The sequence below is a fragment of the Burkholderia cepacia GG4 genome (assembly GCF_000292915.1).
GTDB classification, from domain to species: domain Bacteria; phylum Pseudomonadota; class Gammaproteobacteria; order Burkholderiales; family Burkholderiaceae; genus Burkholderia; species Burkholderia cepacia_D.
This window is the reverse complement of record NC_018513.1, coordinates 940,829-967,335: the sequence shown is the minus strand read 5'-3', so window position 1 is coordinate 967,335 and position 26,507 is coordinate 940,829. Positions and strand designations below refer to the sequence as shown.

Genomic DNA, 26,507 nt, shown 5'->3' with positions numbered 1-26,507 from the left:
GCCGCGTTACAGGCAGACCGGCTCGGCTTCGAGTTCGACGCCGAACCGCGTACGGACATCGTCCTGGATCGCGCGCGCCAGTGCGAGCACGTCGGCGCCCGTCGCGCCACCGCGATTCACCAGCACGAGGGCCTGCCGGTCGTGCACGGCCGCCGCGCCGAGCGCGCGCCCTTTCCAGCCGCAGCGGTCGATCAGCCAGCCGGCCGCGAGCTTCACCTGCCCGTCCGGCTGCGGATACGACACGAGCTCCGGCACGCGCGCGCGCAGCGCATCGAACTGCGCGGCATCGATCACCGGATTCTTGAAGAAACTGCCCGCGTTACCGAGCATGAGCGGATCGGGCAACTTCGCGCGGCGGATCGCGACGACCGCGTCGAACACGTCGCGCGGCGTTGCCGCATCGGGCGCGATGCCGCGCGCGTCGAGCTCGCGCGTGACGTCCGCGTAGCCGAGCCGCGGCGTCCAGCGCTTGGGCAGCCGGAACGTCACCGACACGATCGCGAAGCGGCCTCGCCCTTCCCGCTTGAAGAAACTGTCCCGATAGCCGAACGCGCAGCGCGCGGCGTCGAAGCGCTCGTTGCGCCCCGTCGCCAGTTCGACGGCGACCAGCGAGTCGAAGTACGTCTTCATCTCGAGGCCGTACGCGCCGATGTTCTGGATCGGCGCGGCGCCGACCGTGCCCGGAATCAGCGCGAGATTCTCGAGGCCCGGCATCCCGTGCTCGAGCGTCCACGCGACGAACGCGTGCCAGGTCTCGCCGCCGCCGGCCTCGACGTACCACGCGTCGTCGTCTTCGCGCACGACGCGGCGGCCGGCGATCTCGTCGAGCAGCACAACGCCGTCGAAATCGCGCGTGAACACGACGTTGCTGCCGCCGCCGAGCACGAGCTGCGGCAGGTGCGCGACGCGCGGGTCGCGATGCAGCGCCGCGAACTGCGCCGCATGCGTGATGCGCGCGGCAAACCGCGCGGTCGCGGCGATGCCGAACGTGTTGTGCGTGGCGAGCGGATGGTCGGGGAGCAGCGACAGGGCGGAATCGTCAGGAGGCATCGGCATTCGCGGTCACGTCCGCCCGGCGGGCGCACGGCCGGCCTTGGGCAAACGGAGGGGCATCGGTAAAATGGCAAACAGTCCGCAATTATAGCGAGTGCCCGCGCGCGAGCCGGGTGCCCGCATCTCAAGGGAGAATGCCATGCCATCGTTCGACGTCGTTTCCGAAGCGAACATGATCGAAGTGAAGAACGCCATCGAGCAGTCGAACAAGGAAATTTCGACGCGCTTCGACTTCAAGGGCTCCGACGCGCGCGTCGAGCAGAAGGAACGCGAGCTGACGCTGTTCGCCGACGACGATTTCAAGCTCGGGCAGGTCAAGGACGTGCTGATCAACAAGCTGGCGAAGCGCAACGTCGACGTGCGCTTCCTTGACTACGGCAAGGTCGAGAAGATCGGCGGCGACAAGGTCAAGCAGGTCGTCACCGTGAAGAAAGGCGTGACGGGCGACCTCGCGAAGAAGATCGTCAGGCTCGTGAAAGACAGCAAGATCAAGGTGCAGGCGAGCATCCAGGGCGACGCGGTGCGCGTGGCCGGCACCAAGCGCGACGACCTGCAGAGCGTGATCGCGATGCTGCGCAAGGACGTGACCGACACGCCGCTCGACTTCAACAACTTCCGCGACTGACCGGCCCGTTCGACCGGTCGTGCCGCGCCGCCGGGCCCCGCATGCGGGGCGCCCCGGCGGGCGGCCGGCAGCAGCAGCCCTCCGTCCTCTTCCTTCAGACCTTCCCGCCGTCCTGCGCGCCGCCGTCGGCCGCTGCCTTCTTCTTGTCGCCGATCCGGCTTTCCTGCCCCGCCAGCAGCTTCGAGATGTTGCCGCGGTGACGCCACACCAGCAGCACGCTCATCGCGAGCACGGCCCAGGCGCCCGGGTTGTGGCCCGTACCGAACAGGAACACGTCGAACACCGGCGCGAACACGGCCGCCACCAGCGCCGCGAGCGACGAATAGCGAAAGAAGAACGCGACGATCAGCCAGGTCAGCGCGGTCGCGAGCCCGAGCACCGGGTGCACGGCAAGCAGCACGCCGGCCGCGGTCGCGACGCCCTTGCCGCCCTGGAAGCGGAAGAACACCGGATACAGGTGGCCGAGGAACACGGCGATCGCGACCCACGCGACCGCGACGTCGGGCAGCCCGAAGTGCCGCGCGAGCCAGACGGCGAGCCAGCCCTTGAACGCATCGCCGACGAGCGTCAGGATCGCGGCCTTCTTGTTGCCGCTGCGCAGCACGTTGGTCGCACCGGGATTCTTCGACCCGTATGAACGGGGATCGGCCAGGCCCATCGCGGCGCTGACGACGACGGCGAACGACACCGAACCGATCAGGTAGGCAACAAGTGCGGCGAGCAGGATCTGCATGCGGAAAACTCTTCTTTCAACGTATCGGTGAAGGGACGGCCGGGCGCGGCATGCCGGCCGGTTGCGGCAGGCGCCGGTGCGACGAACCGCCGGCAGGCTGTGGCGGCCGGCCGTGCGGGCCGGGGCCGCGCATCAGCGCGACCGGCCGAAACGGCGCCCATTCTACCGAACGAGCACGGCCTGCCACGAAGGTGAAACCCTCAGTCGACGCTCGCGCACTGCACGGGCGTCGCGCCGAGGAGCGTCGTGAGCACCACGGGCGCGAGGCTGACCAGATAGCCGCGGCGGCCGCCGTTCAGGTAGATCGTCGGCAAGTCGAGGATCGTCGACTCGACGTACACGGGCATCGTCTTGCGCGTGCCGAACGGCGACGTGCCGCCGACCAGATAGCCGGAATGGCGGTTCGCGACGTCGGGCTTGCACGGCTCGACGCGCTTCGCGCCGATCTGCCGCGCGAGGTTCTTGGTCGACACCGTGCGGTCGCCGTGCATCAGCACGATCAGCGGCTTCGCATGCTCGTCCTCCATCACGAGCGTCTTCACGACGCTGTGTTCGTCGACGCCGAGCTGGCGCGCCGACTCACCGGTGCCGCCGTGCTCGACGTATTCGTACGGATGCTCGCCGAATGCGACGCCGTGGCGGCGCAGCAGCTGGGTCGCGGGTGTCTCGGACACGTGTCTGGATTTGCTCATGGCGGCATTTTAATGGCGAACGACCGCCAGGCGCGCGCCATCGCACCATCGCACCATCGCACCGTCGCACCGTCGCACCGTCGCGCCGTCGCGCCGTCGCGCAGTCGCGCAGTCGCGCGTTCCCGGCGGTGCGGCGCGCGCCGGCGGTATACTCGCGGCCCTTTTGCCCCCGGCGTCCGCCCTGCCTTGCCGCGACACGCCGCCCGTCATCATTGCGGACTTCGCGTGACGCTATTGCCCGATTGGCCGATTGTGGCGCGCGCGCCGTCATGGCACGATCGTTCGCAAAACTCGCCGCGCTGCCGCCCGGCCCTTCTCCTGGAGACGCCATGACCTCGCCTGTCCGCTCATCCGCGCCGCTCGACGTCGCGGCACTGCTCGCCGCGTTGCCCGGCCGCATCGCCGACGTGCCTGCCCGCTGGGCCGCGCACACGCCCGCGCATCCGGCACTGATCGAGGACGCGCGCCGCCTGTCGTACGGCGAGCTGTCGCGGGCCGTCGACGCGACCGCCGAGCGGCTCGCCAGCCTCGGCGTGCGCGGCGGCGACCGCGTGATGATCGTCGCCGAAAACAGCGTCGCGCAGATCGTGCTGCTGTTCGCGGTCGCGCGCGTCGACGCATGGGCGCTCATGTCGAACGCGCGGCTGTCGGCCGGCGAACTCGATGCGATCGCCGCGCATGCGCGCCCCAAATTGATCGCCTTCGCGACCGAAGCATCGCCCGATGCACGCGCGCACGCGGCGCGCTACGACGCGTCGCCCGCCGACGCGCTGCCGGTCGACATCGGCGCGTGGTCGCACCGCGTCGACGCGAGCGCGCCCGACGAACCGGTGGCAGCCGACGGCGCCGCGCAATGCGCGGCGCTGATCTACACGACCGGCACGACGGGCGCGCCGAAAGGCGTGATGCTGTCGCATCGCAACCTGCTGTTCATCGCGGCGACGTCGAGCGCGCTGCGCCGCGTGTCGCCCGACGACGTCGTCTACGCGGTGCTGCCGGTGTCGCACGTGTACGGCCTCGCGTCGGTCTGCCTCGGCAGCCTGTACGCGGGCGCAACGCTGCGGCTCGCGCCGCGCTTTTCACCGGAAGCCGTACGGGTCGCGCTCGCCGACGAAGGCGTGACGATCTTCCAGGGCGTGCCCGCGATGCACGCGAAGCTGCTCGAACACCTGCACACGCACGCTCACGCGTGGCGCGCGCCGCGGCTGCGCTTCGCGTATTCGGGCGGCTCGCCGCTCGACGCCGATCTGAAGGCGCGCGTCGAGCGCCTGTACGGCGTGCCGCTGCACAACGGCTACGGGATGACCGAGAGCAGCCCGACGATCACGCAGACGCCGCTCGACGCGCCGCGCGCCGACTGCTCGGTCGGCGTGCCGATCCCGGGTGTGGAGATGCGGATCGTCGCACCGGACGGCACCGACGTGCCGCCAGGCGAAGTGGGCGAAATCCGCGTGCGGGGCCCCAATGTCATGCTCGGCTACTACCGCAACGCGGATGCGACGCGCGCGGCCGTGTCGCCGGACGGCTGGCTGAGCACCGGCGATCTCGCACGGCAAGGCGCGGACGGCGCGGTGACGATCGCGGGCCGCAGCAAGGAATTGATCATCTGCTCGGGCTTCAACGTGTACCCGGTCGAAGTCGAGCAGGTGCTGAACGCGCACCCGGACGTCGTGCAGGCAGCGGTCGTCGGCCGCGCGGTCGAAGGCAACGAGGAAGTGCTCGCGTTCGTCGAGCTGATGCCGGGCGCGACGGCGACCGAGGCCGCGCTGCAGGCATGGTGCGCGGAACGGCTCGCGCCTTACAAGCGCCCTGCGCAGATCCGCGTGCTCGATGCGCTGCCGGCCGCATCGACTGGCAAGGTGCTGAAGCACAAGCTGCGCGAACTCGTGTAACGCTCGGCGCCGGCCGCATCCCCACGCGTGGCGCCGACGCACGCGCCGCCCTAGCCGCGCGGATGGTGCTGCGCGTGCAGCGTTCTCAGCCGCTCGCGCGCGACGTGCGTGTAGATCTGCGTGGTCGAGATGTCGCTGTGGCCGAGCAGCAGCTGCACGACGCGCAGGTCGGCGCCGTGGTTCAGCAGGTGCGTCGCGAACGCGTGCCGCAGCGTATGCGGCGACAGGTGCGCACGCACGTCGGCCTGCTGCGCGTGGCGCTTGATGATGTTCCAGAACTGCTGGCGCGTCATTCCGTCGCCGCGCGCGGTCACGAACAGCGCGTCGGCCGCGCGCGCGCCGAGCAGCGCCGGCCGCGCGTCGCGCAGGTAGCGCTCGATCCAGCCGTGCGCGACTTCGCCGAACGGCACGAGCCGCTCCTTCGAGCCCTTGCCCATCACGCGCACGACCCCCTCGTTGAGCCCGACCTCGACGGTCTTCAGCGTGACGAGCTCGCTCACGCGCAGCCCGCTCGCGTACATCAGCTCGAGCATCGTGCGATCGCGCAGGCCGAGCGGCGTGCCGACGTCCGGTGCGCCGAGCAGCGCCTCGACCTGCGCCTCGGACAGCGTCGACGGAAACCGGGCGGCCTGTTTCGCCGACGTGATGCGCAGCGTCGGGTCCGCGCTCGCGTGATGCTCGCGCACGGCCCAGCCGTAATAGCGACGGAACACCGACAACCGCCGGTTCGACGACGTCGCCTTGCCGTCGCTGCGCGCGGTGATGTAGCCGGTCAGCATCCCTTCGTCGACCGAATCGAGCGGCGCATCGTGCGTCGCGGCCAGCCATTGGGAAAACAGCACCAGATCGCGCCGGTACGCATCGAGCGTGTTGCGCGCGAGCCCGTGCTCGAGCCACAGCGCATCGCAGAACACGTCGATCGACGCACGGCTCGCGAGCAGCGCGGGCGAGGCCGCGGCCGCATCGCCGTCGGTATCGGAGTCGGAATCGGGGGAAAGCAGCGGTTCGCTCATCAGTACGGCACGCCCTCGTGCGCCAGCAGCCAGCGCTTCACTTTCTGGTAATAGCCGTTGTCGTCGTGATTCGCGAAGCCGCCGAGGCCGCCGGCCGCGACGACGCGATGGCATGGAATCACGAGCGGGAAATAGTTCGCGCCGCACGCCTGGCCGACCGCGCGCGGCGCGCTGCCGATCCGCTTCGCGACCTGTCCGTAGGTCAGCACCGTGCCCGGCGGGATGTCGCTGATCACGTCCCACACGCGATGCTGGAACGCGCTGCCGACGTCGGCGAGCGGCAGATCGAAGCGTGCGGACGCGCGCTCGAAATAACGTTCGATCTGCTCGACCGCGCGCGTCGCGAGCGGCGAGTCCGGATCGACCGTCTGGATCGACTCGGGCAGATAGACGATCTCGCGCACCACCGCGGCATCGGTGCGGATGCCGACCTTGCCGAACGGTGCGTCGATTACTGCGTTGAACATGACCTTCTCCTCACCGGTGAAACGCGCAGCGCCGCCGCGCGCCGACGACACTTTACGCCGCCTTCACGCGGCACGCAGCGCCCATTCGACATGCTCGCGCACGACCGGCGACGGATCGTCGGCCCGCGCGCGCAATGCGGCGACGATCGCGTCGCGCGCAGCGGGTGCGAGCCGATCCGCCGGCGCGCGCAGCGCGTTGCCGAGCCCGACCGCGAGATTGCGCAGCCAGCTTTCATAACCGATGCGCCGGATCGCGCTGCCCTGCATCCGTGTATCGAAAGCGTCCGCGTCCCAGCCGAACAGCTCGACGAGCGTCGCGCGGTCGAGGCCGTGCCGCACGTCGAAATCGGCAACGGGCGCGGCCTGCGCAAACTTGTTCCACGGGCACACGAGCTGGCAGTCGTCGCAGCCGTACACGCGATTGCCGATCATCGGCCGCAACGGCTCCGGAATGCTGCCTTTCAGTTCAATCGTCAGGTACGAGATGCAGCGGCGCGCGTCGACGCGATACGGTTCGACGATCGCACCGGTCGGGCACGCGCCGATGCAGCGCGTGCAGCTGCCGCAGTGCGCGCCGGGCGTCTCGGGCGCGGTGTCGGGCGCCGTTTGCGCGTCGGTCGGCAGCGGAATGTCGACATAGATTTCGCCGAGGAAGAACAGCGAACCCGCGTCGCGCTGCAGCAACAGCGTGTGCTTGCCGCGCCAGCCGACACCGGCCTTCTGCGCGAGCTCGACCTCGAGCACCGGCGCCGAATCGGTGAACACGCGGTAGCCGAATGCGCCGATCTCGCGCTCGATGCGCTCCGCGAGCGTCTGCAGCCGGTTGCGCAGCACCTTGTGATAGTCGCGGCCGCGCGCATAGATCGACACGACGGCCGCTTGCGGATCGTCGAGCCGCGCGCGCTCGCGTGCGCGCCAGTCGTGCGGCGCAAGCGCGCCGGATGATGCATCGGGCGCATCGGCGGCGAGCGTTTCGGCCGGCAGATAGGCGAGCCGCGCGGAAATCACGCGTCGCGTACCGGCCACAAGTTCGGCCGGCCGCGCGCGTTTCATTCCGTGTTTCGCCATATAATCCATTTCGCCGTGACAACCGGCTTCCAGCCAGGCGGCGAGGCCTGCTTCGGCATCCGAGAGATCGGTATCGCTGATGCCGATCGCCCCGAAACCCAATTCGCGCCCCCACGCCCTGATGCGAGCGGCGAGCGCAGTCAACGTCGCATCATCGAGCGCGCACGGCGCCGCGCCTTCGGCACGAGTCGAAGGCCTGTCGGATGCGGCGAGTTCCGGTAATCGGTTCATCGCACTATTTTACGAGAATGTCAGCCACGTCCCATACGCCTCATGCCGTCACGCTGCCTGCCCCGCTCGCGGAGCGCGTGATCGCACTCGCCGACGAAGCGGCGACCGAGGCCTTCGGCACCCGCTTCGCACACGCGCTCGACGCGGCACGCAACGAGCTCGCCCGCGCCCACGCGTTCGACGGGCTGCAGATCCAGCTGATCGGCGACCTCGGCGCGGGCAAGACGACCCTCGTGCGCGCGATCCTGCGCGGCCTCGGCCACCCTGGACGCGTGCGCAGCCCGACCTACACGCTCGTCGAGCCATACGCATTCGCCCGCGACGATGGGGAACTTGAGGTCTATCACTTCGATCTGTATCGATTCAACGATCCGGCCGAATGGTCCGACGCGGGCTTTCGCGAATATTTCAATTCCAGCGCGATCTGCCTCGTCGAATGGCCGCAACAGGCGGGCACCCTGCTCGGCGTGCCCGATCTGGTTTTCTCGCTCGACGTGGATGGCGACGGCCGCGCCCTCACCGTCCGGGCGTTCAGCGCTTCAGGAAAGGCATGTCTCGAAAGATGTTGATCAAACCGTTCCGCTCGATCGAATCGGCGGCCACCGCGACGCACAACTGGCGGCGCCGCCAGGTCCTGTGCGCGGGGGCGTCGACGCTGGTGCTCGGTCTCGTCGCGCCGCGGCTCGCACACGCGTCGTCGGTGCTCGGCGTGCGCGTGTGGCCCGCGCGCGATTACACGCGCGTCACGATCGAATCCGACCAGCCGCTGCAGAATAGCCAACAGCTGCTGCAGGGTCCCGACCGGCTCGTCGTCGACCTGAGCGGGCTCGATCTCGACCAGGCGCTGCGCGACCTCGTGTCGAAGATCGCGCCGAACGATCCGCAGATCCAGTCGGTGCGCGTCGGCCAGTACCAGCCGCACGTCGTGCGGATGGTGTTCGACCTGAAGGGTTCGGTGAAGCCGCAGGTGTTCACGCTGCCGCCGGTGGGCACCTACAAGTACCGGCTCGTGTTCGACCTGTATCCGGCCGTCGCGCCCGATCCGCTGACCGACCTGATCGCGCAGACGGAACGCAAGGAACAGGCGCTCAACGACACCGCGCGCGCGCAGCAGATGCAGCCGCCTACCGCGCTCACGGGCCCGGCCGTGCCGCCGCCGCCCGCCGCGGGCGACAACAGCGACGCGTTCTTCCAGCGCTTCGCTCAGAACACGCCGGCCACGCCGCGCACGCCATCGGCCGCCACGCCGTCGACGCCCGCGAAGCCGGCTGTCAAGCCGCCGCCCGTCATCGCGCGCCGCGACGACAGCGACGACGACGGCGACACCTACAAGTTCACCGCGCCGAAATCCGGCAAGGGCGGCACCGTGCGCCTCCTGACGGTCGCGATCGATCCGGGCCACGGTGGCGAGGATCCCGGCGCGATCGGCGGCAACGGCACCTACGAGAAGCACGTCGCGCTCGACATCGCGAAGAAGCTGCGCGCGAAGATCGACGGCGCGCCGAACATGCGCGCGATGATGACGCGCGACGCCGACTTCTTCGTGCCGCTGAACGTGCGCGTGCAGAAGGCGCGCCGCGTCGGCGCCGATCTGTTCGTGTCGATCCACGCGGACGCGTTCACGACGCCGTCCGCACGCGGCTCGTCGGTGTTCGCGCTGTCCGACCACGGCGCGACGAGCGCCGCGGCGCGCTGGATGGCGAACAAGGAAAACTCGTCGGACCTGATCGGCGGCATCAACATCAAGACGCAGGACGCGGCCGTGAACCGCGCGCTGTTCGACATGTCGACGACCGCGCAGATCCGCGACTCGCTGCGCTACGGCAACTACGTGCTGAAGGAAGTCGGCGGCATCAACAAGCTGCACAAGGGCTCGGTCGAGCAGGCCGGGTTCGCGGTGCTGAAAGCGCCCGACATCCCGTCGATCCTGGTCGAGACCGCGTTCATCAGCAACCCCGACGAAGAGCGCAGGCTCAACGACGACAGCTATCGCGACGAGATGGCCGACGCGATCTTCCGCGGCATCAAGCGCTACTTCGCCGCGAATCCGCCGCTCGCGAAGAGCCGGATGACCTGACGCACAGCCGCCCCTCCCCCGTCGCCGGCACGCGCTGCGTGCCGGCGCGTCACGACGCCGCGAAGCGGCGCGCCAGCTTCCCGCCGAACACGTTCACCGCGAGCCCGCCCATCACGAGCGCGGCGCCGATCAGCTGCGCCTGGGTCAGGTGCTCGTCGAGCAGCAGCGTCGACGACGCCAGCCCCACGATCGGCACCAGCAGCGAGAACTGCGCGACCTGCGCGGCCGGATACCGCGACATCAGGCGGCTCCACAAGCCGTAGCCGACGAGCGTCGCGACGAACGCGAGATAGACGACCGCGAAGATCGATGCGCCGTTCAGGCCGGCCAGCGCGGCCTCGATCCGCTGCGGCCCTTCGAACCACAGCGACAGCAGGAAGAACGGCACGGGCGGCACGAGGCTCGCCCACACGACGAGCGACACCAGGTTCGCACGGCCGACCTTCTTCGTGACGATGTTGCCGACCGCCCACATCGCGGCCGAGCAGATCGTGAGCAGGAAGCCTGCGAGCGTCATCGCGCGGCTGCCCTGCGCCGCGATCACGGCGAGCCCGGCCGCGGCGATCGCGAGCCCGACCAGGTTCTGCGCGCGCAGCCGCTCGCCGAGGAACAGCATCGCGAACACGAGCGTGAAGAACGCCTGCGACTGCAGCACGAGCGACGCGAGGCCGGCCGGCATGCCGACGTACATGCCGGTAAACAGGAACACGAACTGGCCGAGCTGGATCGTCGCGCCGTACAGGATCAGCATGCGCCACGGAATCTGCGGCCGGCGCACGAAGAACACCGCGGGCACCGCCGCGAGCGTGAAGCGCAGCGCGCCGAGCAGCATTGGCGGCATCCCGTGCAGGCCGACCTTGATCACGACGAAATTCACGCCCCACGCCAGGATCACGACCAGCGCGAGCAGCAAGTCCTTCGGGGCCATCATCGGCGTCTCCTCGATTGTCGGATGATTGTTCTGAAGCCGGGCAGTCTACCGAATTTCGCCGCGCGGCCCGATACCCGCGCGACGCGCATGGAATCGGCGGCGTGCGCGGCAACAACCTGCAAGCCGAACCGCACCGCGCACGCTGCGGTGCACACCGCCGGCCGACCATTTCGCCGCCTCCGCAGCGCGCGCCGTTGCCGTGCGGCCAGTACAATGACCGGCATTCCAGCCGTTCCCACGAGGCCCGCCATGACCGATCCGATCAAAGCCCTGCTGAAGCCGCACATCCGCGACATCGGCAACCTGCAGGTGCGCCGCACGCTGCCCGCGCTCGCCGCGCGCCTCGTCGGCCCGTTCATCTTCTTCGATCACATGGGGCCCGCGACGCTGCCGGCCGGCACCGGGCTCGACGTGCGCCCGCATCCGCATATCGGGCTCGCCACCGTCACCTACCTGTTCGACGGCGCGATCATGCATCGAGACAGCCTCGGCTCGCTGCAGGAAATCGTGCCGGGCGACGTGAACTGGATGACGGCCGGCCGCGGCATCGTGCACTCGGAGCGCACGCCCGACGCGCAGCGCGCGAGCGGCCATACCGTGCACGGGATCCAGACCTGGGTCGCGCTGCCCGTCGGCGACGAGACCACCGAGCCGTCGTTCGAGCACCATGCGGCCGACGTGCTCCCGAAGCGCAACGAGAACGGCGTGTCGCTGACGGTGATCGCCGGCGACGCATTCGGCCTGCGCTCGCCCGTCACGACGTTCTCGCGCACGCTGTACGTCGCCGCCGAATTCGCGGCCGGCGGCCGGATCGAACTCGACGCATCGCACGAGGAACGCGCGGTCTACGTGGTCAACGGCGACCTGACGATCGACGGCACACCGGTGCCGGCCGAGCAGATGGCCGTGCTCGCGCCGGGCGCAACCGTCACGCTCGCGAGCGGCAGCGGCGCACGCGCGATGCTGCTGGGCGGCGACAAGATCGACGGCGAGCGCTTCATCGAATGGAATTTCGTCGCCAGCAGCCGCGACGCGATCGAGCGCGCGAAAGTCGCGTGGACGAACCAGGAAATGGGCAAGGTGCCCGGCGAAACCGAGTGGATTCCGCTGCCCGAATCGACGCCGCGTTGAAAAAGGGGCACGCCGCCCCCATCCTGACGACATTCGAACGGAAGAGAACGACATGGACACCACGCTTGCCACATTCGAGAAAGACGTGATCGAGGCGTCGCTGGACGCGCCCGTGCTGGTCGACTTCTGGGCGCCGTGGTGCGGCCCCTGCAAGACGCTCGGTCCGCTGCTGGAAAAGCTCGAAGCCGACTACGAAGGCCGCTGGAAGCTCGTCAAGGTGAACGTCGACGAGAACCAGGAACTCGCCGCGCACTTCCAGACGCGCAGCATTCCGCACGTGATCGCGTTCGCCGACGGGCGCCCCGTCGACCAGTTCATCGGCGTGCTGCCGGAAGGCCAGTTGCGCGCATTCCTCGACGGGCTGCTGCCGGCGCCCGACGAAGCCGAGCGCCGCGCCGCACAATACGCGATCGCCGAGTCGCGCTACGACGACGCGATCACGCACCTCGAAGCGGCGCTCGCGCTGAACCCCGGCTTCGACGACGCACGGCTCGACCTGATCGAACTGCTGCTCGCGAACAACCAGGTGGAGATTGCGCGCGCCGAGGCCGAACGCCTGTCGCCGCAGACCGTGCAGGGCAACGATCCGCGCTACCAGGCGATCAAGACCCGTTTCGACGCGCTCGACGCGACGGCCGACCTGCCGCCAACCGACGCGCTCGAAGCACGCATCGCGGCGAACCCCGGCGATCTCGAAGCACGCTTCGATCTCGCGCAGTGCCTGATCGCGCGACGGGCGTACGAAGGCGCGCTCGAGCAGTTGCTGGAAATCGTGTTGCGCGACCGCACGTACGGCGACGACCTCGGCCGCCGCACGATGATTTCGGTGTTCGAGCTGGCGGGCGATCACCCCGAGCTCGTCGCCGCATGGCGGCGCAAGCTGAGCATGGCGCTCAACTGATGAAACGGCCGGCCGGGCCGCGCTGGCCCGGCTGAATCGCCATCGCGCGCGGCTGGCCTGCCGCGCCGCAACATTCCGCTACGCGTCGATCGATTCCCCGATCAACCCGCGGCCCGCGCCGCGATCGCCCGCAGCGCATGCGCTGCGGCCGCGAAGCCGAAGCTCGCCGTCACGCACACGCTCGAACCGAACCCCGCGCAGTTGAGCCCCGCGACGTGCGCGGCCGTGGACGGCTCCGCGCCGTCCTCGAGGTCGCACGCGGCCGCTTCCGGATAGATCAGCGGCTCGTCCGAATACACGGCGCTGACCTTGAAGCGCGCCTTCGGCCCGCGCGGAAAACCGTGCTGCTTGCGCAGCTGCGCGCGTACCTTCGACAGCAGCGGATCCTGAATCGTCAGCGCGAGATCGTCGATGCGGATGCGCGTCGGGTCGAGCTGGCCGCCCGCGCCGCCGACCGTGACGAGCGGCTGCCCTTTCGCAACGCACCATGCGATCAGCGCGACCTTCGTGCGCACGCTGTCGATCGCGTCGATCACGTAGTCGAAACCGCCGCCGAGCAGTGCATCGAAGTTGTCGGGTTCCACGAAATCCTCGATCCGGTTCACGCGGCATGCGGGATCGATCAGCGCGATCCGCTCGGCCATCGCGTCGACCTTTGGCTTGCCGTAGTTGCCGTCGAGCGCGTGGATCTGCCGGTTCGTGTTGCTCTCCGCGACGTTGTCGAGATCGATCAGCGTCAGCGTGCCGATCGCACTGCGCGCGAGCGCCTCGGCCGTCCACGAGCCGACGCCGCCGATGCCGATCACGGCGACGCGTGCGCGCTCGAACGCGGCGAGCGCGGGCGCACCGTACAGCCGCGCGATGCCGCCGAAACGGCGTTCGCGATCCACGTCAAGCTGGATTGTCGGGCTCGGGGTAAGATCAGAGGAACTGGACGGGGCAGTATCGGCAGCAGGCATGGCAGCAAGGAAAACGTAAGTCGTGCAGCCCTCTATTTTGCCTGAACTCCCCGCCGACACGCGCCACTGTGCACGCACGATTCACCGGCGTTCGCTATACTGGCCCCAGATTGAAGCGTTTGCATAACATGACGACTCTCGCCGATCTCCGCATCAACTATTCGCGTGCTTCGCTCGACGAAGCCGATGCCGCCCCCGACCCCTTCGCCCAGTTCGACCGCTGGTTCAAGGAGGCGCTCGCCGCCAAGCTCCCCGAGCCCAACACGATGACACTCGCCACCGTCGGTGACGACGGCCGACCGTCGGCCCGAATCGTGCTTATCAAGGGTGTCGACGAACGCGGGTTTGTCTTTTTTACCAACTACGAAAGCCGCAAGGGCCGCGATCTCGCCGCCCATCCGCACGCGGCGCTGCTGTTCTACTGGATCGAGCTCGAGCGCCAGGTGCGCATCGAAGGCCGGATCGAGAAAACCAGCGCCGACGAAAGCGACCGCTATTTCGCGTCGCGCCCGCTTGGCTCGCGCATCGGTGCGTGGGCCTCCGAGCAGAGCGCCGTGATCGACAGCCGCGCGACGCTCGAAGCGCGCGAGAAGGACGTGGTCGAACGCTACGGCGAGAACCCGCCGCGCCCGCCGCACTGGGGTGGCTATCGCGTCGTGCCCGACGCGATCGAGTTCTGGCAGGGCCGTCCGTCGCGCCTGCACGACCGCATCCTCTATACGCGCGACGCCGCAGCGGCGCCGGGCTGGACGATCTCGCGCCTGTCGCCGTAAGCGCTGCTGCTGCGGTGCCGGCGCGGGCCGGTCGTGTCTCGTGTTGCATCCGGGCGCCCGCCTCGCAAGAGGCGAGCGCCGGTCAAGATACTTGGCTGTATTCGATTCAACGAACAAACGGAGAATCCAAATGTTCTGGGAAAAGAAGCTGGCACAGTGGGCGGACGAAGTACGGGCGAAAGCGAACATACCGGCGCGCCTCGTGCTGTGGAACGGCGATCAACTCGATTTCGGCACCTTCAGCGCGCCGCAGGTCACGCTGAAGGTCAACACCGCGTCGGCGTTGCCGCTGTTGCTCGAACCGAGCCTCGACAATCTCGGCGAGGCGTACATAAAGGGCAAGATCGACATCGAAGGCAGGCTGTCGGACATCATCAACATCAGCTATTCGCTCGCGCGCAGCACGGTCACCAGCGCGAGCAAGCTCGCGCGCGTGAAGCGCTACTTCAATCACACGAAGAACACCGACAAGAAGGCGATCCAGTATCACTACGACGTCTCGAACGAGTTCTACCAGCTGTGGCTCGACGAGAACATGGTGTACTCGTGCGCGTACTTCGAGAACGGCGACGAAGATCTTGCCACCGCGCAGATCAAGAAGATCGACCACATCCTGACCAAGATCCAGCTCGAGCCCGGCCAGCGCCTGCTCGACATCGGCTGCGGCTGGGGCGCACTGGTGCTGCGCGCCGCGCAGAAGTTCGGCGCGACCTGCCTGGGCGTCACGCTGTCGCAGAACCAGTTCGATCTCGCGACCGCGCGCGTGAAGGCCGCCGGGCTCGAGGACAAGATCGAGATCCGCCTGCAGGACTATCGCGAGATCGACGGCCAGTTCGACCGCATCACGAGCGTCGGGATGTTCGAGCACGTCGGCCGCAAGAACCTGCCGCTCTATTTCTCGCGCGTACGCGAGCTGCTGACCGATGAAGGCATCGCGATGAACCACGGGATCACGTCGACCGACGCGGAAAGCGGCGAAACGGCGCTCGGCGGCGGCGAATTCATCGACCGCTACGTGTTCCCGGACGGCGAGCTGCCGCACATCAGCCTCGCACTCGAAGCGGCGCAGCGCGGCGGACTCGAGGCGATTGACGTCGAAAGCCTGCGGCGGCACTATGCGCGCACGCTCGAGATCTGGACCGAGAATTTCGAACTGAAGGCGGAACGGGCGCGCGCGCTCGTCGACGACGAAAAATTCCGCATCTGGCGCGTGTACCTCGCCGGTTGCGCGTATGCATTCGAGCACGACGACGTGTCGATCTTCCAGATCGTGTGCCGCAAGGCCGGACGCAGCGCGAAAACGCTGCCGTGGTCGCGGCGCTATATGTACGAACACGCGCTGCCGCGCTAGGCGGCGCTTCACGCTGGGCATGCATGGGTGACGGCAGGACACGGCGCACGACGCCGCCGCAACGACGGCAGCACGACGACACGGACGGGCCGCACGCCGACGGGCAGTTCGACCTGTTCGGCGCGTCGCCCGACGACGCACGCGCGGCTGCGCCCGCGGACGACGACCGCCATGCAGGTGCCGGCGTACGCGTGACGCCGGACGAGACCGACGATGCGCGACCGGTGCAGGCGCCCGCCCGCACCGGCCGGCCAGCGCCCCACCCGTCCGCCCAGGACCACGAACCGCCGCCCTCCTCCGGCCTGCTGTGGGACGAACCGTCCCCGCCCGCCGCGCCGCCGAAGCAAGGCCGGCGCCGGCGCAGCGTCGCGCCCGCGCCGATTTCCGCCGAAGTCGCCGACGCGGCGGCGACCCTGCCGCCGAACGTGCGGCTCGGCACGTCGTCGTGGTTTTTCCCCGGCTGGGACGGCATCGTCTACGACGGCGACTTCGCGCAAACAAAGCTGTCGCGCGAAGGGCTCGAGGCGTACGGCGCGCATCCGCTGCTGAAGAGCGTGAGCCTCGACCGGTCGTTCTACGGCCCGCTGTCGGTGGCCGACTACCTGCGCTATGCGCAACAGGTGCCGGACGACTTCCGCTTCGTCGTGAAGGCGCCGGCCTCCGTGACCGACGCGGTCGTGCGCGGACGGCGCGGCGAGCCGTCGGGGCTCAACCCGACCTTTCTCGACGCGCAGCTTGCCACCCGGGAATTCGTGCAGCCGTGCCTCGAAGGACTCGGCAGGAAGGCCGGCGTGCTGGTGTTCCAGTTTTCGCCGCTGCCCGATCAACTGCTCGCCGACCCAGCGGCGCTGATCGACCGGCTGTCGACGTTCTTCGCGGCGCTGCCGCCACTGCCGCTCGATGCCGACGGCACGCGCTACGCGATCGAGATCCGCGACGCGAGCCTGCTCACGCCGCGCTTCATCCGCGCGCTCGCGACGCTCGGCGTGCGCTACTGCGTCGGCCTGCATGCGCGGATGCCCGACCCGCTGCGGCAGGCGGCCGCGCTCGCGCTGCTCGACGGCGATGCGCCGGGCCCGCTGATCGTGCGCTGGAGCCTGCATGGCGGGTTCAAGTACGAACAGGCAAAGGCAAAGTACGAGCCATTCGACCGGCTCGTCGACGAGGATCCGGCCACGCGCTCGGCGCTCGCCGAACTGGCCGCGCGCTACGCGCTGGCCGGACAGCCGGTGATCATCACGATCAACAACAAGGCGGAAGGCTCCGCGCCGCTGTCGTGCATCGCGCTCGCGCGCGAGATCGCCGCCGCATGCGCGCGCTGGCGCAGCGAGGCGGCGGCGTAGAGCGCCGGGCGACCGAGGTGCCGCGGCGCCGCGGCGCCGCTTGACAGCCGATCATGCGCCGCGCAGCGACTTCAGCCGGTGCGAGAACTTCTGGCGGAATTTCGCGAGCTTCGGCCCGATCACGACCGAGCAGTAGCCCTGCCCCGGATTGCGTGCGTAATAGTTCTGGTGATAATCCTCGGCCGGCCAGTAGTTGTCGTCGAGCGGCACGACCTGCGTGACGATCGGCTGCCCGAACACCTGCTCACGCTCCAGTTCGCGGATCACGTCGAGCGCAGTGTCGCGCTGCTCATCAGAATGCGTGAACACGACCGACCGGTATTGCGTGCCGACGTCGTTGCCCTGCCGGTTCAGCTGGGTCGGATCGTGCGTCGCGAAGAAGATCTCGAGGACCTCGCGATAACCGATGCGTGCCGGATCGAACGTCACGTTCACGACCTCCGCATGCCCGGTGTCGCCGTCGCATACGTCGCGATAGCCGGGGTTGCGCGTATGGCCGCCCGCATAGCCCGACTGGACGGCCGTCACGCCGTCGACGTCGAGAAATACGGCCTCCGTGCACCAGAAGCACCCGCCGCCCACGGTCGCGGTTTCAAGCATCTCGTTCACCATGAAATCTATACCTCGTTGATGGCCGCGGCCGGCACGCGCGCGCGCCGGCGCCGCCGGTCCGGATCGCCGCTGCCCGGTTGCCCGGGGCGAAGCGGCACTCTTTCAAGTATCTCACTCGCGCGCGAATCCGGCAGAAGCGCACGCGGGTCGCGCATGACCCGCGACGTGTTTCTCGTCTAAACTTAGTTACGCTTGGCCGCGACGGCACACCGTCCGGCTGCACGCAGCGTCCGATGCATGCCCGCCCCTGATGCCAACATCATCCGCCGGAACATCGATATGCATGCCTTGGCAGATACCATCCGCATGGCAGGCCCGACCGCCGGCGTCGCGCGCGCCGACGCTTGCACTGCACCATCACGCTGCCATGAACCCGTTGTGCCCGCTGTGCCCGCTGCGCGGCATGGCCGGCGATCCGGCGCATCGCGCTTCCCCGCGTTCCCCCGCTTTCCCGATCCGATGTGATGCACGGCATGGCACGTCGTGCACACGCGTGCGGCTGCCGGCCGCCCCCAGCCCCGGCGCAGTCACGCCGCGCGACAACCTCGACCCGCACGGCTGCAGCGAACGGCCGTGCGCGAGTGACCCGATACCACCGAGAGAGGCACCACGATGAGCATGCGGCCTGACCCGACCTTTCACGCTTCGCCGGCGCTTGCGATGCTGGCACCGGCGGAGACGTTCGCGTATACGTTGTTGCTGAGCCCCGATTTTTCCAGACCCGATGCACTCGCCGTGATCGACGTGAAGCCCGGCTCCGCGACCTACGGCAAGATCGTGCATACGGTGACGATGCCGAATACCGGCGACGAGTTCCACCACTTCGGCTGGAATGCGTGTTCGTCGTCGCTGTCGCCGCTGACGGGCCATGCGTTCCTCGAGCGCCGCTTCCTGATCATCCCCGGCCTGCGCTCGTCGCGCATCTACGTGATCGACACGAAGCCGCACCCGACGCAGGCGCGCATCCACAAGATCATCGAACCCGACGAGATCTTCGCGAAGACCGGCTATTCGCGGCCGCATACGGTCCACTGCGGCCCCGAGGGCATCTACGTGAGCACGCTCGGCGGCGCGGGCAAGGACGGCACCGACGGCGCGCCGGGCATCTTCATCATGGACTGCGAGACCTTCGACGTGCTCGGCCGCTGGGAAATCGATCGCGGCCCGCAGGACAAGCACTACGACTTCTGGTGGAACCTGCCGCGCGACTACATGGTATCGAGCGAATGGGCGCTGCCGCCGCAGTTCGAGAACGGCATCGTGCCGGAAGACCTGCTCGCGAACCGGTACGGCCACCGGCTGCATTTCTGGGACCTGCGTGCGCGGCGCAACACGCAGACGATCGATCTCGGCGCGCAACACCAGATGGCGCTCGAGGTGCGGCCCGCGCACGATCCGGTGCGCGAATACGGGTTCGTCGGCGTGGTGGTCGACACGACCAATCTCGAAGGGTCGATCTGGACCTGGTGGCGCGAGGACGGCCAGTTCCATGTGAAGAAGACCGCGACGATTCCGCCCGAGCCGGCCGCCGCCGACGAGTTGCCGCCGCTGCTGAAGGGGTTCGGCGCGGTGCCGCCGCTCGTGACCGATATCGACCTGTCGCTCGACGACCGTTTCCTGTACGTGTCGTGCTGGGGCACCGGCGAAATGCGCCAGTACGACGTGTCGGATCCGCACCATCCGGTGCTCGCGGGATCGGTACGCATCGGCGGGATCGTGCGCCGCGCGCCGCACACGAACGGTCGCGCGTTCGCCGGCGGCCCGCAGATGGTCGAGATCAGCCGCGACGGCCGGCGCGTGTACTGGACCAACTCGCTGTATTCGACGTGGGACGACCAGTTCTATCCGGACGGCGTGCCGGCCGCGCAGGTGCTCGCGCATGCGGGGCCGGACGGCGGGCTGACGCTCGCCGACGACTACTGGGTCGAATTCCCCGACGGCTATCGCGCGCACCAGATCCGGCTCGAAGGCGGTGACTGCTCGACCGACTCGTTCTGCTATCCGTCGGTCAAGCGTTGAGCACCGTCCTCCCCGCGCCGCTCGCGCTGTGGGCGGCCGTGCTCGCGAGCGGCGTCTATCACGGGCTCAATCCGGCGATGGGCTGGCCGCTGGCCGTGTCGAACGCGCTGATGACGCGCCGCGGCGGCGCGCTCGTCGCCGCGCTCGGCTATCTCGCGCTCGGCCATGCGCTCGCGGTATTCATGGTGATGCTGCCGTTCGGGCTGCTCGCCGCACTGCTCGCGTGGCAGTCGGCGATCCGGATCGGCGCGAGCGCGCTCGTGATCGGCTTCGGCGCCGTGCTGCTGATCCGGCGGCGCCACCCGCGTGCGCTCGCGCGGATTCCGCCGGCGCGGCTCGGGCTGTGGTCGTTCGCGGTCGCGCTCGCGCATGGTGCGGGGCTGATGCTGGTGCCGATCTACCTCGGGCTCTGCGGGCTCGACCTGGACGCTGGCCATCGCGCGGCGGCCACGCTCGTCAACGCGCATCTCGGGATGGCGCTCGTCGTCGCGGCCGTGCATGCGACCGCGATGATCGCTGCCGGCGGCGCGCTCGCGTGGCTCGTGTACCGCTACCTCGGCTTGAAGTTCGTCGCGCGGAGCTGGTTCAACCTCGATGCGGTCTGGGCGTCGAGCCTGATCGTGACCGGCGCGCTGTCGCTCGGGCTGGCCGCGGCGCGCTAGCGCACGCCTGGTGGCCGCTCGGGTCGCGCGTGATTGCGCGTGATTGCGGGCGGGCCCGCCGACGGCGCGCATTAAAACGCACCAGAATCGCCGGACCGGTGCGATTTCGGCAGCGTGCGACAGTGTTCGCTACCGCACGCTCGCCCCGCAATGCACCGTCCGTACCGGCCCGGCGGTCGCGATTCCGCTAAAATCGCGCCATGCGCACCACTTCCCAACCGACCGCCTTGTCGCCTTTCGTCCGCCGCGCCCCCCGCACCCGCCGTGCGCCGCGCCCGTCCGCTTCGATCCGGATGGCCACCCGATGAAGCACGCCACTCCGCCGGATTTCGACTCGGCCGCATTTCGCCAGGCCCTCGGCCAGTTCGCGACCGGCGTCACGGTCATCACGACGCGCGCGCCGTCCGGACAGCTGATCGGCATCACCGCGAGCTCGTTCAACTCGGTGTCGCTCGATCCGCCGCTCGTGCTGTGGAGCCTCGCGCACCGATCGGCGTCGACACCGGTGTTCCGCAGCAACAGCCATTACGTGGTGAACGTGCTCGCGGCGTCGCAGATCGACCTGTGCAAGCGTTTCTCGACCTACAAGGGCGACCGCTTCGAAGGGATTGCGCATGCGGCCGGCAACTCCGGCATGCCGGTGCTCGACGGCGCGCTCGCGTGGTTCGAATGCCACAACCGCAGCCGCTACGACGAAGGCGATCACGTGATCTTCGTCGGCGAAGTCGAACGCTGCGGCGTGCGTGCCGCAGCGGACGGCGCGCCACCGCTGGTGTTCCACGGCGGCGGCTTCCACGGCCTCACACCGCTTTGATCGCCCCCAGGCGCGCCAATCCGACCGGCGCGCCCGCTTCGTCCTTCAGCGTCTGCAGCACGATGTTGGAACGGATGTCCATCACGCCCGGCGCCTTGTAGAGCCGGTTCAGCACGAAATCCGAATAGTGCTTGAGGTTGTGCGCGAGCACGCGCAGCAGGTAGTGGCTCTCGCCGGTCACGACGAACGCGCCGACCACCTCCGGCCATTCACGCAGCGCTTCCGCGAAGCGCTCGTGCCACTGGTTTTCCTCGTTGCGCATCGACACCTGCACGAACGCCTCGAGCTCGAAGCCGAGCTTTTCGCGGCTCAGGCACGCCCGATAGTGCTCGATCACCCCCTGATCCTCGAGCAGGCGCATCCGGCGCAGACAGGCGGACGGCGACAGCGAGATGCGCTCCGCCAGGTCGAGATTGCTGATTCGGCCCTCCTCCTGCAATACCGCCAGAATCCGGCAGTCGGTGGCATCGAGCGTGATCGCATGCATTTTTGGTCCCCGTTTTCCCTCTGGTTCGAATTATCTGCCAATCCGGCGGTTTGTCCATGTTTATTTCGCAAGCACTTTCTGCGAGCGTCCACCTATCATTCGAAGGATCGATTCACCGATTCGCCATGCCATGGACACACTCTGGGACATCTCACCGCCGGTCAGCCCTGCCACACCCGTCTGGCCGGGCGATACGCCGGTTTCCGTCGAACGCGTGTGGCGGATGGAGGCCGGCTCGCCGGTCAACGTCGCGCGCCTGACGCTGTCGCCGCACACGGGCGCGCACTGCGACGCGCCGCTCCACTACGACGCCGACGGCGCGCCGATCGGCGCGGTGCCGCTTGAGACCTATCTCGGCCCGTGCCGGGTGATCCACTGCATCGGCGCGTCGCCGGTCGTGCGACCGGCCGACCTCGAGGCCGCGCTCGCCGGCGTGCCGCCGCGCGTGCTGCTGCGCACCTATGCGCGCGCCAGCGTCGAGCAATGGGACAGCGGCTTTTGCGCAGTCGCGCCCGACACCGTCGACCTGCTCGCCGCGCACGGCGTGAAGCTGATCGGCATCGACACGCCGTCGCTGGACCCGCAGGAATCGAAGACGATGGATGCGCATCACCGCGTGCGCGCGCACCGGATGGCGATCCTCGAAGGGATCGTGCTCGACGACGTGCCGCCCGGCGACTACGAGCTGATCGCGCTGCCGCTGAAGTTCGCGACGCTCGACGCGAGCCCCGTGCGCGCGGTGCTGCGCGCGCTGCCCGGCCAATCCTCCTGATTAATCGACCCACTACCTGACATCATGATCAAGACCCGTGAAGACGCGCTCGCCCTCGACCACGACGACCCGCTCGCCCCGCTGCGCGACCAGTTCGCGCTGCCCGACGGCGTGATCTACCTCGACGGCAACTCGCTCGGCGCGCAGCCGCGCGCGTCGGCCGCCCGCGCGCAGCAGGTGATCGGCGCAGAATGGGGTGAAGGCCTGATCCGCAGCTGGAACACCGCCGGCTGGTTCGCGCTGCCGCGCCGCCTCGGCGACAAGCTCGCGACGCTGATCGGCGGCACGCCCGGCGAAACCGTCGTGACCGACACCATTTCGATCAACCTGTTCAAGCTGCTGTCGGCGATGCTGCGCCACCAGGCCGAGCGCGCGCCGGAGCGCCGCGTGATCGTGTCGGAGCGCTCGAACTTCCCGACCGACCTGTACATCGCGCAAGGGCTGATCGAGCAGCTCGGCGGCGGCTACGAGCTGCGCCTGATCGACGATCCGGCGGACCTGCCCGACGCGCTCGGCGAAGACACGGCCGTCGCGATGATCACGCACGTGAACTACCGCACCGGCTACATGCACGACATGCCGGCCGTCACGCAGCTCGTGCACGATGCGGGCGCGCTGATGCTGTGGGATCTCGCGCACTCGGCCGGCGCGGTACCGGTCGACCTGAACGGCGCGCATGCGGACGGCGCGGTCGGCTGCACCTACAAGTACCTGAACGGCGGCCCCGGTTCGCCGGCGTTTGTATGGGTGCCGCACCGCCATCACGCGCACTTCTCGCAGCCGCTGTCGGGCTGGTGGGGCCACCGCGCACCGTTCGCGATGCAGCCGGGCTTCGCGCCCGATCCGGGCATCGCGCGCTTCCTGTGCGGCACGCAGCCGATCGTGTCGATGTCGATGGTCGAATGCGGGCTCGACGTGTTCCTGCAGACCGACATGCACGCGATCCGCCGCAAGTCGCTCGCGCTGACCGACGCGTTCATCGCGCTCGTCGAAGCTCGCTGCGCGGGCCTGTCGCTGAAGCTCGTAACGCCGCGCGCCCATCATCAGCGCGGCTCGCAGGCGAGCTTCGAGCATCCGCACGGCTACGAAGTGATGCAGGCGCTGATCGCGCGCGGCGTGATCGGCGACTACCGCGAGCCGCACGTGCTGCGCTTCGGCTTCACGCCGCTCTATACGCGCTTCGCCGACGTGTGGGATGCCGTCGAGACGCTGCGCGACATTCTGGCCACCGATGCGTGGAAGGCGCCCGAGTTTGCCGAGCGCGGCGCGGTGACCTGACCGGCGTCGCCCGGCGCGCGCAGGCCGCGCGCCGCGCCCCCGTCATTCAAATCTGGAGATAGTCGTGAATTCTGGTCATATGCAGCCACCCGGCGACGATGCGCCGGCGGGCTGCCCGTTCTCGGGCGCACGCGCCGCACAATCGACGCACCCGGCCCAGGCGGCCCACGAAGCACCGCACGTGCCGGGCGATGCCCCCGCGCAAACCGGCTGGCACGACGCGCAGCTCGATTTCTCGAAGTCGATGAGCTACGGCGACTACCTGTCGCTGAATGCGATCCTCGACGCGCAGCATCCGCTGTCGCCCGATCACAACGAGATGCTGTTCATCATCCAGCATCAGACGAGCGAGCTGTGGATGAAGCTCGCGCTGTTCGAACTGCGCGGCGCACTCGACGCGGTGCGCACCGATGCGCTGCCGCCCGCATTCAAGATGCTCGCGCGCGTGTCGCGGATCCTCGAGCAGCTCGTGCAGGCGTGGAACGTGCTGTCGACGATGACGCCGTCCGAGTATTCGGCGATGCGGCCGTATCTCGGCCAGTCGTCGGGCTTCCAGTCGTACCAGTACCGTCAGCTCGAATTCCTGCTCGGCAACAAGAACGTGCAGATGCTGCAGCCGCATGCGCACCGCCCCGACATCCTCGAGCAGGTACGCACGACGCTCGAGGCGCCGTCGTTCTACGACGAAGTCGTGCGCCTGCTCGCGCGGCGCGGTTTTCCGATCGCGCCCGAGCGGCTCGAGCGCGACTGGACGCAGCCGACGCGCCACGACGAGACGGTCGAAGCCGCGTGGCTCGAGGTGTATCGCCACCCGCAGCAGCACTGGGAACTGTACGAGATGGCCGAGGAGCTCGTCGACCTCGAAGACGCATTCCGCCAGTGGCGCTTCCGTCACGTGACGACGGTCGAGCGCATCATCGGCTTCAAGCAGGGCACCGGCGGCACGAGCGGTGCGCCGTATCTGCGCAAGATGCTCGACGTCGTGCTGTTCCCCGAGCTCTGGCACGTGCGCACCACGCTGTAACGCACGCCATGCGCCCGCGCGTCACGATGACGTGCGGGCCAGCTCCTCCCCTTCGCGCGGCCCAGCCTGCACGGGCGACAGCCGCGGAATGTGCCGCCGCACCGCGAGCAGTGCGACGCACACGACACCCATCGCGACGGCCAGCATCGTCAGGTACGCGCCCGCGCCGCCCGTCGTGATCACGATTGCGCCCGCGAACGCGCTGAGGATCGCGCCGAGCCGGCCGAACGCGAGCGCGCTCGCGGTACCCGTCGCGCGCACGGCGGTCGGATAGATGTACGCGCAGAGCGCATACATCGTCGACTGCACCGCGTTGACGAACAGCCCGTGCAGGCCGAGCCCGACGATCAGCCAGCTCGTATGGCGGCTGGCATCGACTCCCATCAGCCACACCGCACTCGCCGCGCCGCCGATGCTGCACAGCGCGAGCGGCCAGCGCGACCCCGCATGCGCGATCGCCCATGCGCACAGCAGCGCGCCGATCACGCCACCGAGGTTGTACGCGGTCAGCCCGGCCCCCGCGACCGACACGCTCAACCCGCTCGCCGCGAGCATCGTCGGCAGCCAGCTGAACGCCGCGTACACGGCGAGCAGGCACATGAAGAACGCGCACCACAGCGCGATCGTGTCACGCGCCTGACCGCGCTCGAACAGCGCGCCGAAGCCGCCGCGGCCGCCGGCCGCGCGTGCGTCCTTCATGTCGGTAAATTCCGTGCCCGGAGCGACGGGCCGCTCCATCCGCGCGAGCAGCGCGCCGAGTTCCGGCCAGCGCGCGGGGCGCCGCGCGAGATAACGCGGCGATTCCGGCAGCGCACGCACGAGCACGAAGCCGAGCACGAGCGGCAGCGCTCCGCCCGCGAAGAACAGCCCGCGCCAGCCGTAACGCGGCAGCACCTCGTGCGCGAACAGGCCGGCCAGCATCCCGCCGAGCGGCACGCAGACGATCGTCGCCGTCACCATCATCGTGCGGCGCCGCGCCGGCGTGTATTCGGCCGTCATCGTCGTGGCCGTCGGCAGCGCGCCGCCGATCCCGAGCCCCGCGAAGAAACGCAAGATCGCGATCGCCGCGACGTCGGGCGCGAAGCCGATCGCGCAGGTCGCGATACCGAACAGGAACACGCTGCCGATCACGGCCTGGCGGCGGCCGAAGCGGTCCGCGACGATCCCCGCGCACGCGCTGCCGATGCCCATCCCGATCAGCCCGGCAGCCACTGCCGGCGCGAACGCGCCGCGCGTGATGCCCCATTCGCGGATCAGCACCGGAATCGCGAAACCGATCAACTGGCCGTCGAAGCCGTCGAGCACGATCGCGAGCGCGGCGAGCAGCACCACGCAGCGCTGCATCGTCGTGAACGGCCCGTCGTCCAGCGTCGTGCCGATGTCGACCGACGGCGGCGGCACTCCGTCGCGCGTGCTCATGCGGCCTCCCGTGCGCCGCCCATCGGCGGCAACGTGCGCGAGCGGCGCGCGGCAAGACAACGGCATTCGATGGCTTTCATGGCGTCTCCAGTTGTCCGGGCTGGCGCATCGGCGCGTGCCCGGATCTCGTGCCGCGCGGTCGGCCGGCGTCGCCGTGGCGGCGCCGGCATCCTGCCCGGT

General features: G+C 69.0%; 26 protein-coding genes. 15 read left to right on the top strand and 11 right to left on the bottom strand.

Annotated elements, in window-relative coordinates; genetic code table 11:
* Window positions 1–6 precede the first annotated feature (6 nt).
* Window positions 7–1,056 carry a UDP-N-acetylmuramate dehydrogenase gene (gene murB, locus GEM_RS04340; RefSeq protein ID WP_014896236.1) on the bottom strand — a complete coding sequence of 350 codons (1,050 nt, stop codon included), beginning with the start codon at window positions 1,054–1,056 and terminating at the stop codon, window positions 7–9.
* Between the two features lie 136 nt (window positions 1,057–1,192).
* Between murB and GEM_RS04335 the strand changes: the two genes are divergently transcribed.
* A complete protein-coding gene (locus tag GEM_RS04335; RefSeq protein WP_014896235.1) occupies window positions 1,193–1,678 on the top strand; it encodes a YajQ family cyclic di-GMP-binding protein in 486 nt (161 codons plus the stop codon).
* A gap of 94 nt (window positions 1,679–1,772) precedes the next feature.
* Here GEM_RS04335 and plsY read toward each other — a convergent pair whose 3' ends face one another.
* Together plsY and ybaK are read right to left on the bottom strand one after the other, a co-directional pair.
* A complete protein-coding gene (gene plsY, locus GEM_RS04330) occupies window positions 1,773–2,411 on the bottom strand; it encodes a glycerol-3-phosphate 1-O-acyltransferase PlsY (protein WP_014896234.1) in 639 nt (212 codons plus the stop codon).
* 200 nt (window positions 2,412–2,611) lie between these two features.
* Window positions 2,612–3,103, bottom strand: coding sequence for a Cys-tRNA(Pro) deacylase (gene ybaK / locus GEM_RS04325; protein ID WP_014896233.1), 492 nt, complete (start codon window positions 3,101–3,103; stop codon window positions 2,612–2,614).
* A gap of 329 nt (window positions 3,104–3,432) precedes the next feature.
* On the opposite strand from ybaK, the gene GEM_RS04320 reads away from it, so the two are divergent.
* Window positions 3,433–4,995, top strand: coding sequence for a class I adenylate-forming enzyme family protein (locus GEM_RS04320; protein WP_014896232.1), 1,563 nt, complete (start codon window positions 3,433–3,435; stop codon window positions 4,993–4,995).
* A gap of 50 nt (window positions 4,996–5,045) precedes the next feature.
* Here GEM_RS04320 and xerD read toward each other — a convergent pair whose 3' ends face one another.
* From xerD to queG, 3 genes are all read right to left on the bottom strand, one after another.
* On the bottom strand, window positions 5,046–6,008 hold the full coding sequence (xerD, locus tag GEM_RS04315; RefSeq protein ID WP_014896231.1) for a site-specific tyrosine recombinase XerD: 963 nt from the start codon (window positions 6,006–6,008) through the stop codon (window positions 5,046–5,048).
* Window positions 6,008–6,475, bottom strand: coding sequence for a methylated-DNA--[protein]-cysteine S-methyltransferase (locus GEM_RS04310; RefSeq protein ID WP_014896230.1), 468 nt, complete (start codon window positions 6,473–6,475; stop codon window positions 6,008–6,010). Before GEM_RS04310 ends, xerD begins: the two co-directional genes overlap by 1 nt.
* Before the next feature lie 63 nt (window positions 6,476–6,538).
* Window positions 6,539–7,774, bottom strand: a complete 1,236-nt coding sequence (gene queG, locus GEM_RS04305; RefSeq protein ID WP_014896229.1) for a tRNA epoxyqueuosine(34) reductase QueG — start codon at window positions 7,772–7,774, stop codon at window positions 6,539–6,541.
* 17 nt (window positions 7,775–7,791) lie between these two features.
* On the opposite strand from queG, the gene GEM_RS04300 reads away from it, so the two are divergent.
* On the top strand, window positions 7,792–8,343 hold the full coding sequence (locus tag GEM_RS04300) for a bifunctional tRNA (adenosine(37)-N6)-threonylcarbamoyltransferase complex ATPase subunit type 1 TsaE/phosphotransferase (RefSeq protein WP_014896228.1): 552 nt from the start codon (window positions 7,792–7,794) through the stop codon (window positions 8,341–8,343).
* Entirely contained in the window at window positions 8,325–9,851 is a 1,527-nt protein-coding gene (locus GEM_RS04295; protein WP_014896227.1) for an N-acetylmuramoyl-L-alanine amidase, read from the top strand. The genes GEM_RS04300 and GEM_RS04295 overlap by 19 nt, the downstream gene beginning before the upstream one ends.
* 49 nt (window positions 9,852–9,900) lie before the next feature.
* Here GEM_RS04295 and GEM_RS04290 read toward each other — a convergent pair whose 3' ends face one another.
* Window positions 9,901–10,779: an EamA family transporter gene (locus tag GEM_RS04290; protein WP_187293243.1), complete on the bottom strand. Its 879-nt coding sequence runs from the start codon at window positions 10,777–10,779 to the stop codon at window positions 9,901–9,903.
* 252 nt (window positions 10,780–11,031) lie between these two features.
* Between GEM_RS04290 and GEM_RS04285 the strand changes: the two genes are divergently transcribed.
* Window positions 11,032–11,913, top strand: coding sequence for a pirin family protein (locus GEM_RS04285; protein WP_014896225.1), 882 nt, complete (start codon window positions 11,032–11,034; stop codon window positions 11,911–11,913).
* Between the two features lie 52 nt (window positions 11,914–11,965).
* A complete protein-coding gene (trxA, locus tag GEM_RS04280; RefSeq protein ID WP_014896224.1) occupies window positions 11,966–12,814 on the top strand; it encodes a thioredoxin in 849 nt (282 codons plus the stop codon).
* A gap of 101 nt (window positions 12,815–12,915) precedes the next feature.
* Here trxA and tcdA read toward each other — a convergent pair whose 3' ends face one another.
* A complete protein-coding gene (tcdA, locus tag GEM_RS04275; RefSeq protein WP_014896223.1) occupies window positions 12,916–13,773 on the bottom strand; it encodes a tRNA cyclic N6-threonylcarbamoyladenosine(37) synthase TcdA in 858 nt (285 codons plus the stop codon).
* Between the two features lie 128 nt (window positions 13,774–13,901).
* Here tcdA and pdxH point away from each other — a divergent pair, with 128 nt between their 5' ends.
* From pdxH to GEM_RS04260, 3 genes are all read left to right on the top strand, one after another.
* Complete coding sequence (gene pdxH / locus GEM_RS04270; RefSeq protein WP_014896222.1) at window positions 13,902–14,546, top strand: pyridoxamine 5'-phosphate oxidase; 645 nt, start codon at window positions 13,902–13,904, stop codon at window positions 14,544–14,546.
* 130 nt (window positions 14,547–14,676) lie between these two features.
* Window positions 14,677–15,897: an SAM-dependent methyltransferase gene (locus GEM_RS04265; RefSeq protein WP_014896221.1), complete on the top strand. Its 1,221-nt coding sequence runs from the start codon at window positions 14,677–14,679 to the stop codon at window positions 15,895–15,897.
* A gap of 23 nt (window positions 15,898–15,920) precedes the next feature.
* Window positions 15,921–17,240, top strand: a complete 1,320-nt coding sequence (locus tag GEM_RS04260; protein ID WP_014896220.1) for a DUF72 domain-containing protein — start codon at window positions 15,921–15,923, stop codon at window positions 17,238–17,240.
* Between the two features lie 51 nt (window positions 17,241–17,291).
* Here the strand turns inward: GEM_RS04260 and msrA are convergent, their stop codons facing one another.
* A complete protein-coding gene (msrA, locus tag GEM_RS04255; RefSeq protein ID WP_014896219.1) occupies window positions 17,292–17,852 on the bottom strand; it encodes a peptide-methionine (S)-S-oxide reductase MsrA in 561 nt (186 codons plus the stop codon).
* A gap of 612 nt (window positions 17,853–18,464) precedes the next feature.
* On the opposite strand from msrA, the gene GEM_RS04250 reads away from it, so the two are divergent.
* From GEM_RS04250 to GEM_RS04240, 3 genes are all read left to right on the top strand, one after another.
* Window positions 18,465–19,871 carry a selenium-binding protein SBP56-related protein gene (locus tag GEM_RS04250; protein WP_014896218.1) on the top strand — a complete coding sequence of 469 codons (1,407 nt, stop codon included), beginning with the start codon at window positions 18,465–18,467 and terminating at the stop codon, window positions 19,869–19,871.
* Window positions 19,868–20,533, top strand: a complete 666-nt coding sequence (locus GEM_RS04245) for a hypothetical protein (RefSeq protein ID WP_014896217.1) — start codon at window positions 19,868–19,870, stop codon at window positions 20,531–20,533. Before GEM_RS04250 ends, GEM_RS04245 begins: the two co-directional genes overlap by 4 nt.
* A gap of 304 nt (window positions 20,534–20,837) precedes the next feature.
* Complete coding sequence (locus GEM_RS04240; protein WP_014896216.1) at window positions 20,838–21,347, top strand: flavin reductase family protein; 510 nt, start codon at window positions 20,838–20,840, stop codon at window positions 21,345–21,347.
* Here the strand turns inward: GEM_RS04240 and GEM_RS04235 are convergent.
* Window positions 21,334–21,834, bottom strand: coding sequence for an Lrp/AsnC family transcriptional regulator (locus GEM_RS04235; protein ID WP_014896215.1), 501 nt, complete (start codon window positions 21,832–21,834; stop codon window positions 21,334–21,336). The two genes, GEM_RS04240 and GEM_RS04235, sit on opposite strands and share 14 nt — an antisense overlap.
* 130 nt (window positions 21,835–21,964) lie before the next feature.
* On the opposite strand from GEM_RS04235, the gene kynB reads away from it, so the two are divergent.
* From kynB to kynA, 3 genes are all read left to right on the top strand, one after another.
* Complete coding sequence (kynB, locus tag GEM_RS04230) at window positions 21,965–22,606, top strand: arylformamidase (RefSeq protein WP_014896214.1); 642 nt, start codon at window positions 21,965–21,967, stop codon at window positions 22,604–22,606.
* Between the two features lie 24 nt (window positions 22,607–22,630).
* On the top strand, window positions 22,631–23,884 hold the full coding sequence (gene kynU, locus GEM_RS04225; protein ID WP_014896213.1) for a kynureninase: 1,254 nt from the start codon (window positions 22,631–22,633) through the stop codon (window positions 23,882–23,884).
* 79 nt (window positions 23,885–23,963) lie between these two features.
* The gene (kynA, locus tag GEM_RS04220; protein WP_014896212.1) at window positions 23,964–24,908 is read left to right on the top strand and encodes a tryptophan 2,3-dioxygenase; all 945 of its coding nucleotides are present in this window, start codon (window positions 23,964–23,966) and stop codon (window positions 24,906–24,908) included.
* Between the two features lie 21 nt (window positions 24,909–24,929).
* Here kynA and GEM_RS04215 read toward each other — a convergent pair whose 3' ends face one another.
* Complete coding sequence (locus tag GEM_RS04215; RefSeq protein WP_014896211.1) at window positions 24,930–26,327, bottom strand: MFS transporter; 1,398 nt, start codon at window positions 26,325–26,327, stop codon at window positions 24,930–24,932.
* Window positions 26,328–26,507: the final 180 nt, after the last annotated feature.